Consider the following 13,946-nt stretch of genomic DNA (forward strand, 5'->3'; position numbering starts at 1 on the left):
GGGGTCCTCGGCCCGGCGGGGCCGGCCGGCCGAGCCGGTCAGCGGGGCGGAAGCGGGGTCACCGTGAACTCCGCGTGGAGGCGCCGGCGGTGGTCCACCTGCCGTACGGGACCGGTGAGGGCGACGCGTGCCGTCAGCCGCGGATCGGTGCTGGACGCGCTGAACCGGAGCTCCAGCTCCCCCGGTTCCACGATCCGCGTTCCGTGCCGGCCGGTGAAGGAGGCCAGGTCGGCGGGGACGGTCGCCCGGACCCGGGCCGCCTGCCCCGCGGCGAGGTCCAGCCGGACGTAGCCGATGAGCCGTTGCAGGGGCTGGACCACCGAGGCCACCGGGTCGTGCAGGTACAGCTGCACCAGTTCGCCGCCGGCGCGGCCACCGGTGTTCCGTACGGTGCAGGCGAGCCGGAACTCGCCGTCCGTGGCCGCCTCGCCGTCCTCCACGACGAGGTCGTCCCACTCGAACGTGGTGTAGGTCAGGCCGTGCCCGAAGCCGAACGCCGGCGTCGGGTCGATGCTGGACACCTCACTGGCGTGGCCGAGGCGCGCCGCCAGATAGGTGGACGGCTGGGCGCCGGGGTGCCGGGGGACGCTCACCGGCAGGCGGCCGCTGGGAGCCGTTCGCCCGCTGAGCACGGAGGCGACGGCCGCCGTGCCCGCCTCGCCGGGGAAGAAGGACTGGACGATGGCGGCGGCCTCGGTCGCCGCCCTGCCGAGTGCGTAGGGACGCCCGGCCAGCAGGACCACCACGACCGGCGTGCCCGTGTCGAGGAGCGCGTCGAGCAGCTGCTGCTGCACGCCCGGCAGGGAGAGCGACGGGGCGTCGCACCCCTCGCCGCTGGTCCCGCGGCCGAAGAGCCCCGCCCGGTCGCCCAGCGCGGCCACCACGACGTCCGCGCCACGGGCGAGGGCGACCGCCTCGGCGAACCCCTCGGTTCCGGGGGCGTCGATGCCGGAGCCCGGTGCGACGTCGAGCCGCCCGCCGGGGAACTCCGCTTCGAGGGCCTCGCGGAGGGTGGGCAGCTCGATGCCGAGCGGGACGCCGGGGTGCTGCCCCCCGACGTGGACCGGGAAGGCGTAGCAGCCCAGGACCGCCGTCGGGGTTTCGGCGTTGGGGCCGATCAGGGCGATCCGGCGGGGCGGGGCGCCCCGGTCGAGCGGCAGGGTGCCGTCGTTGCGGAGCAGGACGACGGCCCGCTCGGCGATGCGGCGGGCCAGCGACCGGTTGTGCGGCGGGTCCAGGTCGACCGTGCCGCGCAGGGTGTCCACGGCCGCCGCGGGGTCGGCGCCGCGGAGGGCCTCGGGCACCGGGCTCCAGTCGGGGTCGAGGAGGCCGAGCTGGGCCTTCTGCGTCAGGACCCGCCGTACCGCGCGGTCCACCAGCGCCTCGGGTACGCGGCCCTGCGCGATCGACTCCAGCAGGGGCTCGCCGAACGTCTTGACGGTGGGGAGCTCCACGTCGACGCCCGCGGCGAGGGCGGCTCCCGCCGCCTCGCCGAAGGTGCCGGCCACCGCGTGCAGCGTCTTCAGGAAGGCGATCCCGAAGTAGTCGGCCACCACGGTTCCGGAGAACCCCCAGGTGTCGCGCAGCAGCCGGGTCAGCAGGCGGTCGTCGGCCGCGGAGGGGATCCCGTCGGTGTCGGTGTAGGCGTGCATGACCGACCGCACCCCGCTCTCCCGCACGGCCATCTCGAACGGCGGCAGGATCACGTCCGCCTGCTCCCTGGGGCCCATGCCGACCGGGGCGAGGTTGCGCCCCGCCCGGGAGGCGGAGTAGCCGGCGAAGTGCTTCAGGGTGGCGACGACGCCCGTGGACTCCAGTCCCTGGACGTAGGCGGTGGCGATCGTCCCGACGAGGTAGGGGTCCTCGCCGATCGTCTCCTCGACGCGGCCCCAGCGGGCGTCGCGCACGACGTCGAGGACCGGCGCGAGTCCCTGGTGCACGCCGACCGCGCGCATGTCCCGGCCGATGGCGGCGGCCATCTCGCGTACCAGCGCGGGGTCGAAGGTGGCCCCCCACGACAGGGGCACGGGGTAGGCGGTGGCTCCCCAGGCCGCGAAGCCCGCGAGGCACTCCTCGTGCGCCACGGCCGGGATGCCGAACCGGTTCGCCGCGGCGATCCTCCGCTGGGTGCGCATCAGGGAGACCGCGCCGACCGCGGGGTCGACGGGGACGGTGCCGAAGGGCCGGGTGAGTTGGCCGAGGCCGTGGGGCAGGAGCTCGTCGAGGGTGACCGGCTCCTCCATGTCGTGCTGGTGCGGGGCGACGTCGGCGCCCTCGTCGGAAGCGCCGACCCAGACGCCGAAGAGCTGGGCGATCTTCTCCCGCAGCGTCATCTCGCGCAGCAGCGCGTCGGCGCGGGCTTCCGGGCTCAGCGCCGGATCGCGCCAGGCGGGGAGCGGGGCTCCCGCCCGGAGGGGGTCTTTGGCGTCGGTGTGGGGCTCTGCGGCCGCGTTCTCGGTCACTTTCCTCCGACCCCCATCAGACCCTGGACCAGGGCGCGACGGGCGAACAGGTAGACGAGCAGGATGGGGAGCGCGGACAGGACCACGGCGGCGAGCATGCCGGGGATGTCGACGCCGTGTTCGGTCTGGAAGTCGTACAGGCCCATGGTGATGACCTTGTTCTCGGTGGACTGCGTCAGCACCAGCGGGAACAGGAAGCCGTTCCACGCCTGGAGGGAGGAGAACACCACGATCGTCGACAGGCCGCTCCGGGAGAGCGGCACCACCAGCTGGAAGAAGATCCGCCGGGACGAGGCGCCGTCGATCGTCATGGCCTCGTAGAGCTCGGGGGTGATGTCGCGCATGACCCCGGAGAGGATCAGCGCGCACACCGGCATGGCGAACGCCGCGGTCGGCAGGATGACGCCGATGAGGTTGTCGTAGAGGCCGGCCTCGTTGATCAGGTAGAACATGGGGACGATCACGGCCTGCGATGGGATGGCGAGGCCGAGCAGGAACAGCCGGAATACCGTGCTCGTGGCCCGTCCCTGGCTCCTGACGATGGCGTAGGCCAGGGGCGGTACGAGGAGCAGGACGATCCCCACCACGCAGACGGTGACGATCACCGTGTTGAGGAAGTACTGCCCGAAGCCCTCGCTCAGGTCGTTGACGTAGTTGTCGAGGGTGAGGCGCTCGGGGAGGGCCAGGGGGCCGTTCGCCGCGTAGTCGGCCCGGGTCTGGAAGGTGGCGACGAGCATCACGTACAGCGGGAGGCCGACCACGAAGAGCCAGACGAGCGAGCCGAGTCCCGCCAGGTAGTTGGGGCGGTTCCGCATCACACGCCCTCCATGGTGCTGCGCATCTTGTCGTAGCCGGTCAGCCGCACCATGACCAGCGACACGAGGCCGGCCACGGCGACGAGGAGCAGCGCGACGGCGGCGCCCGCTCCGAAGTCGAAGCTCTTGAAGGCCTTCTGGTACATGTAGTAGGCGCTGATCGTGGTGTCCGTGCCCGGGCCGCCCTGGGTGAGGATCAGTACGGTGTCGAAGGTCGTGAGCCCGCCCACCACCATCAGGATCGTCGAGGTGACGATGCTGTTGCGCAGCTGCGGCAGGGTGATGTGGAAGAACTGGCGGACCGTGCCGGCGCCGTCGATCTGGGCGGCCTGGTAGAGGACCTGCGGGACGGCCCGCGCCGCGCCCTGGTAGATGAGGGCGTGCAGCGGGGTGAACTGCCAGGTGCTGACGAAGACGAGGACGCCGAGGGCGCTGCTCTGCGTGCCCAGCAGGTTGCCGTCGCCGAACAGCCACGACGCCTGGGACGGCACGCCGAAGTTGGGGTCGAGCACGGCGCGCCACAGTACGGAGACGGCCGTGATGGACAGCAGGAGCGGGACGAAGTAGATGGCGGACAGGACCGCCCGGTTGCGCTGGTGGCCGGCGGCCCAGACACCGAGCAGGATGCTGACCGGTGTCTGGACGGCGACGCCGAGAACGGTGAGCAGCAGGCTCAGCCAGAGGCTCTCGATCATGACGGGGTCGTCGAGCAGCTTCCTCCAGTTGTCCAGGCCGGCGAACTCGGGCGAGCCGAGGCCGTTCCAGCGGGAGAAGGACAGCACGACGACCATGAGGAGCGGTACGACGGCGAACAGCCCGAAGAACACCGCGGCGGGTGCCGCCCAGGCGAAGCCCGGGCGTCCCACACCGGTCGCGGCCCGGTGACCGGGCCGGGGGCCGGACCGGTGGCCGGGCCGCTCCCGGCGCCGGGTCTTCGCGCCGTCCACGTCCACGGCAGGGGCTTTGGCGAGGGTCATGGCGAATAGGTCCCGAGGGTTCAGGCCGAAGGAAGGCTCTGCATGGCGGAGATGAAGCCGTCGGCGTCGGTCTGTCCGTTGAAGAACCGCTGGACGGCCTGGTGGATGCTGGTGGCGGCGGCGGGCGGGAACGCCTGGTCCCAGGAGAGCTGGAACGAGGGCGCCTCCTTGACCAGGCCGAACTGGTACTTCGAGTAGTCCGGGCTGGCCGACTCGTCCAGGAACCCGGACGTGTTCGTCGTGGTGGGCAGGTTGCCGATGCCGAGCTGGGCCTTGACGAACTCGTCCGAGTACATGAGCTTCAGGAAGTCGGCCACCGCCTCGGGGTGCCTGGTCTTCTTCAGGACGGAGTAGAAGTTGTTCGCGTTGCCCGCGAGGTTGCCCGGGTCGCCCTTGCCGCCCTCGACCGCCGGGAAGGCGCCGTAGCCGAGGTCGCTCTTCACGAAGTCCGGATAGGCGTCCTGGAGCGTGGAGTACTCCCAGGAGCCCATCAGTTCGAACGCGGCCTTGCCGGTGGCCAGCAGGGCGGGCGAGCCGCCGTCGGTGAACTTCACCGAGTCGTAGTTGGTGCCGAAGGCCCCGGCGTCGACCAGCTCCCTGAGCATGCCGAGCGCCTTCTTGCTGTCGGGGCTCTCCCAGGCGCTCTTGTCGCCGTCCAGGACCTTCCGGAAGAGCTCGGGCCCGGCCACCCGGTCGTACACGTACTGGAACCACATCTGCGTGGGCCACCGGTCCCCGCCGCCGAGGGCGATGGGGGTGATCCCCTTGCCCTTGAGGGTCCTGACGGCGGCGAGCAGATCGTCCCAGGTCCGCGGCGCGGCCACGCCGGCGTCCGCCAGCACCTTCTTGTTGCTGAACAGCAGGACCGGCTGGGTGCCGCGCATGGGCACGCCGTAGGCCTTGCCGTCCACCACCGCGGTGTCGAAGACCGACGGCAGGAAGTTGTTCCGCAGCCCCGGGTCCTTGGCGATGAAGTCGTCGAGCGGCAGCAGCAGCCCCGCGTCGACGTACGGCTTGATGCTGCCGCCGCCCCAGTTGAAGAAGACGTCCGGTGCCTGCTTGCCGCTGATGATCGTCTGCAGCTTCGTCTGGTAGTCCGCCCCCGGGACGGTCTCCAGCACCGCCTTCACCTCGGAGGTCTTGTTGAAGGTGTCGACGAGCTGCTTCTCCACCTTGTTGGCGGCGTCACCGTAGACCAGGACGCGGATCGTGCCCGACCCGCCCTCGGCCGAGTCCCCGGACGTGCCGCAGGCGGCCAGGGCCAGGGTCATGGCCAACGACACCCCACCCACGACAGCGGTCCTCAGGAGCTGTGCCCGACGCTTCATCGCCCCACCTCTCGAAACTGTTTCGATCCAGTTATCGAAACATCGCGTGTCGGGACGCTAAGGTTGCCGCGGCGGGCCGGTCAACCCTCGGGAGCCGCGTTATCAAAGCGTGACTCCGTGGCCGTGTTGTGCGTGCTTTATGCTCCTCGCCATGGGAGATGACCAGGAACTCGGGCGCATCACCTTGGCGCAGGTGGCGCAGAAGGCCGGAGTCTCCATTTCGACAGTTTCGAAAGTCCTCAACGGGCGGCAGGACGTGTCGCCGCCCACCCGGATCAAGGTGGAGCGCCTCCTGGAGGCCCACGCGTACCGGCGCACCACGCGGTCGGGCCGGGAGGCGCCGCTCATCGAAATCGTCTTCCACGAGTTGGAGAGCGTGTGGGCGATGGAGCTGATCCGGGGCGTGGAGAACCTCGCCAAGGCCCACCAGGCCAGCGTGGTGCTGACCGAGAGCGGCACCCGGCACTCGCCGAGCCCCGAGTGGATCGAAGGCGTGCTGCAGCGCCGGCCGATCGGGGTGGTGCTCGTCTTCTCCGCCCTCCCCGACGGGGTCAAGCAGCGGCTCAGGGCCCGGTCCATCCCGTTCGTCATCATCGACCCGGCGGGCGACCCCGACCCCGACGTCCCGTCCGTGGGATCGGCGAACTGGAACGGCGGCGTGGCCGCGACGCGCCACCTGGTCGAGCTGGGGCACCGGCGGATCGGCATCATCACCGGCCCCGAGGACATGCTGTGCTCCCTGGCGCGGCTGGACGGCTACCGGTCGGCGATGAGCATGGCCGGCCTGGGCGCCGACCCCGCCCTCGTCCGGTTCGGCGACTTCCACGTCGACGGCGGGTTCGAGCAAGCGATGGAGCTGCTGCGGCTCCCCGAGCGTCCCACCGCCATCTTCGCGGGGAGCGATCTCCAGGCGCTCGGCGTGCTCGAGGCGGCACGGGTCTGCGGGCTGCGGGTCCCCCACGACCTGTCGGTCGTGGGCTACGACGACGTGATGGTCGCCCGCTGGTCCAGCCCCGCGCTGACCACGGTGCACCAGCCGCTGCGCCAGATGGCCGAGGAGGCGGTGCAGTTGCTGTTCCGCCTGCGGGCCGGGGAGTCGACGGCGACGCGGATGGAGTTGGCGACCAGTCTGGTCGTCAGGAAGAGCACCGCGCCGCCGCCCGCGGACGGCGGCGCGGCCGCGCCCCGGGACCTCGCGGAGCCGCCGCCCGCCGGGTGAGCGGGACCGCGGACGGCGGCGCGGGCCGCCGCCTCCCCGCGCCGGCCGTCGTACTGGTCGTCGTGCCGGGGTGCCGCCCGCGCGGCGCCCGGATCGGGAGACCGCTCTCCCTCCTCGTCCTCACCGACCTGCCGCCTCCGAACGCCGCCGAGTCGGGCCGCCACCTCTTCGAAACTTTCGCCGCGCGGTTTCCGGCACGTGCTCCCGGAAACCGCCTCCTCGTGCCGGCGGTTCCCGTCTGACCGGGGAGGACGGAGGTGAATCCCGCCTGGGGACCCGCCCTCCAGCCGTCCGCCCGGCTGCGGACCTTTCGAAAGATTCACCGAAACCATTGACAGGCGTGGGGGGCGGTACACACTGTTCCGCAGCGGCAGAGCCCGCGTCACCGCCCTTCCGGGGCGCCCGACGAACCGGCCCCGCGGCCGCCGAGCGCATGGCGGCCGGGTCGCGCTCTGCCGTGTCACATGGCGTCGGCACGCGACCGACGCCACCCCATGGCCGCCGACGGCCCGTTCGGCCCGTGCCGCACCGCCCGCCCCGCACCGGCGTACACGAGGAGGATCCACCCCCATGCGCACCCCACCACGCCTGTCGCCGCGCTCGATGATCGCGGGACTGGCCACCGCCGTGCTGGCCGCCGCGAGCGTCCTCACCCTCGACACCGGCCCCGCGCGGGCCGCCGCCTGCAGCGGGTACGTCGGACTGACCTTCGACGACGGCCCGTCCGACCGGACTCCCGCCCTGCTCGACGCGCTCCGGCGCAACGGGCTGCGGGCCACGATGTTCAACCAGGGCCAGTACGCCGCCGCCGACCCCGCCCGGGTGCGGGCCCAGGTCGACGCCGGCATGTGGGTCGCCAACCACAGCTACACCCACCCGCACATGACCCAGCTGAGCCAGTCGCAGATGGAGTCGGAGATCTCCCGCACCCAGCAGGCCATCGCCGCCGCGGGCGGCGGCACCCCGAAACTGTTCCGCCCGCCCTACGGGGAGACCAACGCGACGCTGCGGTCCGTGGCGGCCAAGTACGGCCTGACCCAGGTCATGTGGGACGTCGACTCGCAGGACTGGAACAACGCCGGCGTGGACGCGATCGTGCAGGCCGCCGGCCGGCTCGGCGACGGCCAGGTCATCCTCATGCACGACTGGTCGGCCGACACGCTCGCGGCGATCCCGCGGATCGCGCAGGTGCTCGGCAGCCGCGGCCTGTGCTCCGGCATGATCTCCCCGCAGACCGGACGCGCCGTGGCCCCCGACGGCGGGGGTACGACTCCTCCGCCGGGTGGGGGGTGCAGTGCGACGCTGTCCGCGGGGGAGCGGTGGAGTGACCGGTACAACCTGAACGTGGCGGTCAGCGGTTCCAGCGCCTGGACGGTGACGATGAGGATCCCGTCGCCGGCGAGGGTGTCGTCGACGTGGAACGTCAGCGCGCAGTACCCGGACGCGCAGACGCTGGTGGCCAGGCCCGGGGGCGGTGGCGGCAGTTGGGGGCTGACCATCCAGCACAACGGCAACTGGACCTGGCCGACCGTCACCTGCAGCACGGGCTGAGACCCGCAGGCCCCGGGCGGCCCCCGCCCGCGGCCGCCCCCGGCACCCGCGTACGTCCGGCACCTTCGCGCGTCCGGGCACCGGCACCCGCCGTACCACCGCTTCCCGAGGGGGCGGCCCCGCGAGCCGGCTCGGTCCCCGACCGGCCGTGAGGGACGGCCCCGCGGGTCAGTACGCCCGGGACGCGGCCGGATCGCCGGACAGGCCCGCGCAGAGGGCCCCGGACGTGGAGAGCTCCTTGGGCGGCAGGGCGGCGACGAACTCCTCCAGGGCACGGTCGAGGCGCGGTACGGCGTCCCCGGAGAGCAGGGGGCACCCGTCGTCGTCGAGGCCGACCGAGCGGTCGAGTACGAACACGCCGCGGACGACGTGCCGGGCGCCCAGGGCCGCCAGCACCGGCTGCAGGGCGTAGATGGGGGCGAGGGCGTGTGCCAGGCTGCCGCCGGTCATCACCGGCAGCACCGTCTTCCCGGCCAGTCCGGACTGCGGCAGCACGTCGAGGAAGGTCTTCAGCAGACCGCTGTAGGCGGCCTGGTAGACGGGGGTGGCCACGAGGACGCCGTCGGCGGCGGCGACCGCGTCCAGCGCCCGGCGCATCGCCGGGCCGTCGGTCCGCCCGGCCAGCAGGTCCGCCGCGGGCAGGTCGCGGACCCGCAGGTGGGCGGTGCGGAAGTCGGCGCGGGACAGGCGCCGCAGCAGGTGGGCGGCGACCGCGGCGGTGCGCGACCGCGCCGAGGGACTTGCGGACACGGCGAGCAGGGAGGTCATCGGGGCTCCTTCGCGAGTGACGGGGCGGGTACGGCTGCCGGCGGTCCGGCGGCGCCCTCCTCGTCACGAGCCGTGTCCGGGAAGGCCATGGTGTTCCTCTGTGCCGGGTCGTTTCGGGGGCGGGGCCCGGTACGGCCTCAGCCCCGGGGGGCCTTCGGGGGAGCGGCGGGCGGGGGCGCCTGCCGTTCGCAGGTGGCCACGAAGGCGGCCGTGCCCTCCGGGGTCGCCAGGGCCCGCCACATCGAGACGGGGTCGTGGAAGTTGCTGATGAACGCGTCGGCGACCCGCGGGTCGGTCGCGGCCCGCAGGAACAGCTCCGCCACGTGCGGCCGCGGTTCGGCGAGGAAGGCGTTGCTCCACTCCACGACGTGGCGTGCGTGCTCCCACAGCCGGGCCGAGGCCGTACGGCAGAACTCCTCGTCGAACGGCCCTTCGTCGCCGGCGATGAGGTCGGCCAGCGCGAAGGCCGTGTGCGACCCGAGGTTGGCGCCCTGCGCGGTGAGCGGGTCGTTGGTGATCCAGGCGTCCCCGACGGCCAGCGCGCAGGTGCCGTCGTCCAGCCGGGCCCAGCCCCGGCGCACCACCGGCGTGATCCCGCCCTGGGCCAGTTCGCCGGGCGCGATCAGCGAGAAGCCGGTGGTGTCGATGCGCTCGCGCAACCGCGGGGCGTGGGCGGCGATCAGGTCCAGCAGGTCCCGGTGGAACGCGGCCGGGTCGGCGTCGGCGTCCAGGTGCCGGGCGGCCTCCAGCGGACCGCCGGGCACCGCCTCGATCGACAGGACGTCGGCCCGCCCCGCCGGCGAGAGGAACGGCATCTTCAGGATCTCCCCCGCGCCGGGCAGGAAGTGGATGTCGACGGAGTGCGGCACCTCCTCGTCGATGCCGAAGTAGATCCCGCTGCACAGGACGCGCTGGGGGGTGGAGTGGGGCGAGCGCCCGGGGTCGGCGGGGAACAGCTCCCGCATCGACCGGTTGCCGTTGGCGACGACCAGCAGGTCGTGCCGCGCGGCGAGGTCCTCGATCGCGAAGTCCCCGATCACGAGCTCACCGCCGCGGTCGACGAACGCGGACAGCAGGTGCGGCAGGTAGATCCGGAAGTCCACCACGCTGGAGGGGGGCCGCAGGGCACCGAGGAACTCCAGCGGCCGCGGCGCGCCCGTGTGCAGGGTGACCGCCCAGTGGTGGACCTGGGCGTCGGGGAAGTCCCAGTCGAAGACGCCGAGTTCGCGTTCCCGCTGCTGGGTGGGCGCGAACCGGGCGGGGAAGTTGCGGGGCCGCCCCGCCTTGAGGCGGTCGACGTCGTGCTCCGAGTACACCGTGGCCGGGACCCCCAACTGCTGCAGCCGCAGGGCCAGCTGGAGGCCGGAGATGCCGCAGCCTATGACACCCACGCCGTTCATGCTCTGGACTCCTCGTCGTCGGAACCGTCGCGCAGCCGGTCGGCGAGCCAGCCCACGGCCTCCACCGTGAACCGGGCCGCCTCCGGCGACGCCATGGCGGAGGCGGGTATCAGCATGGGGTGCCGCATGCCCGCGTCGATCAGCTCGCCGATCTTCTTCAGGACCGTCTCCCGGCTGCCGACCAGGACCTGGTCGGCGACCACCTCGTCGGGCACCGCGGCCAGGGCCCGCGCCACCTCCTCGCGGGTCAGCAGGTGCGGCAGCAGGTCCACCAGCCCCTTGTAGTCCTCGCCGAAGGGGTGCTCGGCGCCGTGCCTGCGCCAGGCCCGCGCTCCCGCGTGCAGGGCCAGGAAGCGGAGGGGGGCGGCCCGCAGCAGGTCCTGGGCGGCCGCGTCGGACTCCGCCACCACGATCGGCACACCGCCCGCGGGGAGGACCGCGTCGGGGTCCCGGCCCGCCTGCTCGGCGGCCGTGCGCACCACGGCCAGCCGCCGGGCGTACTCCTCCGGGGGCATCAGGTCGGAGGGGATCCACCCGTCGGCGTAGCGGCCGGCCAGGTTCAGCATGCGCTCGCCGTTCGCCCCCAGCCAGATCAGCGGGGTCCGGCCCGCGGGCGCGGGCAGGCCCATCAGGGCGCGGTCCAGGGTGAAGTGGCGGCCCCGGAAGTCGTGCGGGCCCTCGCCGGAGAAGAACATCCGCAGCACGCGCAGCGCCTCCTCGACCCGGCCCACCCGGCGGTCGTGCGGCACGCCGTACGGCACGAGGTTCTCCAGCGCCCCCGCCCCGATGCCGAGGACGGGCGCCCGCTCGGTGAGCTGGGCGAGGGTCAGCGCGGTCTGCGCCAGTACGGCGGGGTGCCGGCGGTGGGGGTCGGTCACCCCGACGGCGAGCCGGACCGGCCCGGCCAGCGGGGCGAAGTTGCCGAGCACGGTGGCGAAGTCGAGGCACCGGTCGGGTGTGGGCATGTCCGCGGCCAGGTAGCTGAAGTCGGTGTCCCAGGCCTGCCGGGGGAAGACGTTGATCAGGTGGTCGAACACCATGAAGGCGTCCAGCCGGGCGTGGCGCGCGACCTCCAGCAGCCCGCGCCCGGCCCCCACGTCCCCGACCGCGTCCCAGACGAGACCGACCTTCACGTTGCCCATGCGTCACTCCTCACTGATCGTGCCTTCTCGATGGACTCCGCCGCGCTGTCCGGGCCGCGTACGCACTGCCCCGTGGCGTCCGGACGGTCGAGCCGGGCCACGCGGACGTCCGGCTCCCACGCGGCCGGGCCGGGCGTCCTTTCCCGTTTCCGGGTGGAGGCGCGGCCGGTGACGGGGTCCGGCGGAGGTCCGCCGCGGATCTCCTCCGGCTCCCGGGCCGAGTACGAGGTGGCGTCGGCACCCGACTGCCGCGGCCGGAGCGCCGGGTGTGGCCCGGATAAGCCGGTGCTCATCGGCTCACTCCACCTGTGACCGGAATGGAATTCCGTCCGGGGTGGTGCCGGTCGAGAACCCGACGGCACGGGTGGGGGAGGGTGGCGGGAAACGTCGGGGATTTCCGGTGGCGGATTCGGAATTCGTCATGGTGGGGCACCTGTCTTTCCGGGCTTTCGCGGTGCGTGGAACGGCGGCTCGTGAACGCGGTGATTTCGGTGGGGAAGGCGTCGCGATTCGTGCGGCCCGGCCGGTTCACGGGGCCGGGCACCGGTCGCGGGGCGCGGCGCGGCGGAACGACCGGGACCGGGCCGTCCCAACGGGGAGCGGGGGCCTCGCCCCGCCGTCCGCGGGAGACCGCTCGCCGCGGGCCCGTCCCGGTCGGGGCGCCGCCGGGTCCGCGGCCGGTGCCCCGCCGGCCCACCGGTGCCGCCGGGAGGCGCCGGGAACCCGTCGTGACGTCGCCGTCCCGGCTGAAGCGCCCGTCACGTCACCGTTCACCACACCTCCTGGGAGCACTCGGGCACGGGCCGGGATCGGGGGTCGAGGGGGTCGGGGGCAGGGGGTCGGTCCGTACGGGCGGGCGGCTCGCCGGAGGGTGCTCGACGGTCGCCGATGACCTGTCGAACCGTCCCGCCGCCCGGTGGTCGTGCGCGCCTGCCGCCGTGGTGCCGGCCGGGCTCGTGCGGCCCTTTGCCGGCCCTTTCCGTGCCGACCCGATGACCGTCCTTCGGATGAGGTGCCGGGGAACACCTCGCCCTATACGGCGAATCCAGACAGGAAACGAGAGTGACGGACCGGTTTTCGGCCAGTTTCCCCGCCCTGTGCCGAAGCCCCCACAACTGGGCTCAGGCGACGTCAGCTTCTCCCGAACTGAAGGGCTTGCGCAATGATCCATCGATTAGCATGCTTGATGGATGAAGATGGAACTACAGCCTTAGGAGGCACGGGGGATGGCCGGCGCGGAAGACCCAGCCGTTCATCAGCTGCGGTCGTTGTTGGCGTTGTCCGAGGAACTGCATTTCGGCCGCGCGGCCGCACGGTTGTACCTCACCCAGCCCGCTCTCAGCCAGCAGATCCGCACCCTGGAACGGCGCCTGGGGGTCCAGCTGTTCACCCGCACCAGCCGCAGGGTGCAACTGACCCCCCTGGGCCGGTCCCTGCTGCCGCTCGTCCGGAACGTGGTGGGGGCGGCGGACGAACTCCGTGACGCCGCCCGGCACTCGGCGGCCGGCGCCGACGGGCTGGTCCTGCGGATCGGGCTCACCGACTGCGCCGCCACCCTGGCCGCCACGCGCACGGTGGTCGCCGCGCTCACCACCCTGCACCCCGGCCTGGAGGTCGACTTCCAGGTGCTCGACCTCGTCGAGCAGCCGCTGGCCCTGGCGCTGGGGAGGATCGACGCGGCCTTCGTGTACGGGCCGGTGGCCGCCGGTCTCCACGCCGAGCCGCTCACCGTCGAGCCGCGCGTGGTGTGCCTGTCCGCCTCCGACCCGCTCGCGCGGCGGCCGACGCTGCGGCTGGCGGACCTCGCCGACCGCTCCATGGTCGGCCTGGCGCCGGCGGTGTCCGTCGCCGAACGGCGGTTCTGGGGGATGGACCCCCGCCCCGACGGCACCCCGGTGCGCTACACCGACCACCACGTCATCCGGGTGGAGTCCCTGCTGTCCGCCGTCTCGTTGGACGGGGCCATCGCCTTCCTGCCCGCCGTCGCCGCCGAGTTGTTCCCCCGGCCCGACCTCCGCTACCGCCCCGTCGCCGACCTGGCGCCGTGCACCTTCAGCGTGGTCTGGCCCGAACGACGCCGGGAGAACCCCAACGTCGCCGTCCTGGCGGACGTCTGCCGCCGCCTGCGCGAGCGGGGGGAGCTCCCCCCGGGGACGATCCGGGGGCCCGACGAGCCGGCGGCGCCGTTCGGGACGGGACGGGAGGAGCATGCCGCGCACGCGGTCGCCCTGCCCTCCCGGTGAGTATCCCGCTGGTGTGACGGCGCCACCGGGCCCCGAGGCCC

11 protein-coding genes are annotated in these 13,946 nt (G+C 73.2%); 4 read left to right on the top strand and 7 right to left on the bottom strand.

Going from position 1 to position 13,946, the window contains the following annotated elements; all coding sequences use genetic code 11:
* Nucleotides 1–38: 38 nt before the first annotated feature.
* The 4 genes from IE106_RS21015 to IE106_RS21030 are packed head-to-tail and all read right to left on the bottom strand — an operon-like array spanning nt 39 to nt 5,582.
* Nucleotides 39–2,462, bottom strand: coding sequence for a beta-xylosidase/alpha-l-arabinosidase (locus IE106_RS21015; protein WP_444545530.1), 2,424 nt, complete (start codon nt 2,460–2,462; stop codon nt 39–41).
* Nucleotides 2,459–3,277 (bottom strand): carbohydrate ABC transporter permease, encoded by an 819-nt coding sequence (locus IE106_RS21020; protein WP_189536346.1) that lies wholly within the window; start codon nt 3,275–3,277, stop codon nt 2,459–2,461. The genes IE106_RS21015 and IE106_RS21020 overlap by 4 nt, the downstream gene beginning before the upstream one ends.
* Nucleotides 3,277–4,254 (bottom strand): carbohydrate ABC transporter permease, encoded by a 978-nt coding sequence (locus IE106_RS21025; RefSeq protein ID WP_189536347.1) that lies wholly within the window; start codon nt 4,252–4,254, stop codon nt 3,277–3,279. The genes IE106_RS21020 and IE106_RS21025 overlap by 1 nt, the downstream gene beginning before the upstream one ends.
* Before the next feature lie 20 nt (nt 4,255–4,274).
* Nucleotides 4,275–5,582, bottom strand: a complete 1,308-nt coding sequence (locus IE106_RS21030; RefSeq protein WP_189536349.1) for an ABC transporter substrate-binding protein — start codon at nt 5,580–5,582, stop codon at nt 4,275–4,277.
* Nucleotides 5,583–5,721: 139 nt separating this feature from the next.
* On the opposite strand from IE106_RS21030, the gene IE106_RS21035 reads away from it, so the two are divergent.
* The 3 genes from IE106_RS21035 (at nt 5,722) to IE106_RS21045 (ending at nt 8,352) form a co-directional block, all read left to right on the top strand.
* Entirely contained in the window at nt 5,722–6,801 is a 1,080-nt protein-coding gene (locus IE106_RS21035) for a LacI family DNA-binding transcriptional regulator (RefSeq protein ID WP_189536351.1), read from the top strand.
* The gene (locus IE106_RS21040; protein WP_189536353.1) at nt 6,798–7,043 is read left to right on the top strand and encodes a hypothetical protein; all 246 of its coding nucleotides are present in this window, start codon (nt 6,798–6,800) and stop codon (nt 7,041–7,043) included. The genes IE106_RS21035 and IE106_RS21040 overlap by 4 nt, the downstream gene beginning before the upstream one ends.
* A 328-nt stretch (nt 7,044–7,371) precedes the next feature.
* Nucleotides 7,372–8,352: a polysaccharide deacetylase family protein gene (locus tag IE106_RS21045; RefSeq protein ID WP_189536355.1), complete on the top strand. Its 981-nt coding sequence runs from the start codon at nt 7,372–7,374 to the stop codon at nt 8,350–8,352.
* 168 nt (nt 8,353–8,520) lie between these two features.
* On the opposite strand, the gene ssuE is transcribed toward IE106_RS21045, so the two are convergent.
* From ssuE to IE106_RS21060, 3 genes are all read right to left on the bottom strand, one after another.
* Complete coding sequence (gene ssuE / locus IE106_RS21050; RefSeq protein WP_189536356.1) at nt 8,521–9,120, bottom strand: NADPH-dependent FMN reductase; 600 nt, start codon at nt 9,118–9,120, stop codon at nt 8,521–8,523.
* Between the two features lie 137 nt (nt 9,121–9,257).
* Nucleotides 9,258–10,520 carry a styrene monooxygenase/indole monooxygenase family protein gene (locus IE106_RS21055; RefSeq protein WP_189536358.1) on the bottom strand — a complete coding sequence of 421 codons (1,263 nt, stop codon included), beginning with the start codon at nt 10,518–10,520 and terminating at the stop codon, nt 9,258–9,260.
* Complete coding sequence (locus IE106_RS21060) at nt 10,517–11,662, bottom strand: LLM class flavin-dependent oxidoreductase (RefSeq protein WP_189536360.1); 1,146 nt, start codon at nt 11,660–11,662, stop codon at nt 10,517–10,519. Before IE106_RS21060 ends, IE106_RS21055 begins: the two co-directional genes overlap by 4 nt.
* A 1,226-nt stretch (nt 11,663–12,888) precedes the next feature.
* Here IE106_RS21060 and IE106_RS21065 point away from each other — a divergent pair.
* The gene (locus IE106_RS21065) at nt 12,889–13,905 is read left to right on the top strand and encodes a LysR family transcriptional regulator (RefSeq protein WP_189536362.1); all 1,017 of its coding nucleotides are present in this window, start codon (nt 12,889–12,891) and stop codon (nt 13,903–13,905) included.
* The last annotated feature ends 41 nt before the right edge of the window (nt 13,906–13,946 follow it).

Origin of the sequence: Streptomyces roseolilacinus (genome assembly GCF_014649335.1) — a bacterium.
GTDB classification, from domain to species: Bacteria; Actinomycetota; Actinomycetes; order Streptomycetales; family Streptomycetaceae; genus Streptomyces; species Streptomyces roseolilacinus.

Coding starts and splice junctions, on each gene's coding strand:
- IE106_RS21030 (WP_189536349.1), bottom strand. CDS start 5,582: ATGAAGCGTCGGGCACAGCTCCTGAGGACCGCTGTCGTGGGTGGGGTG.
- IE106_RS21055 (WP_189536358.1), bottom strand. CDS start 10,520: ATGAACGGCGTGGGTGTCATAGGCTGCGGCATCTCCGGCCTCCAGCTG.
- IE106_RS21060 (WP_189536360.1), bottom strand. CDS start 11,662: ATGGGCAACGTGAAGGTCGGTCTCGTCTGGGACGCGGTCGGGGACGTG.
- IE106_RS21035 (WP_189536351.1), top strand. CDS start 5,722: ATGCTCCTCGCCATGGGAGATGACCAGGAACTCGGGCGCATCACCTTG.
- IE106_RS21025 (WP_189536347.1), bottom strand. CDS start 4,254: ATGACCCTCGCCAAAGCCCCTGCCGTGGACGTGGACGGCGCGAAGACC.
- IE106_RS21020 (WP_189536346.1), bottom strand. CDS start 3,277: ATGCGGAACCGCCCCAACTACCTGGCGGGACTCGGCTCGCTCGTCTGG.
- ssuE (WP_189536356.1), bottom strand. CDS start 9,120: ATGACCTCCCTGCTCGCCGTGTCCGCAAGTCCCTCGGCGCGGTCGCGC.
- IE106_RS21045 (WP_189536355.1), top strand. CDS start 7,372: ATGCGCACCCCACCACGCCTGTCGCCGCGCTCGATGATCGCGGGACTG.
- IE106_RS21065 (WP_189536362.1), top strand. CDS start 12,889: ATGGCCGGCGCGGAAGACCCAGCCGTTCATCAGCTGCGGTCGTTGTTG.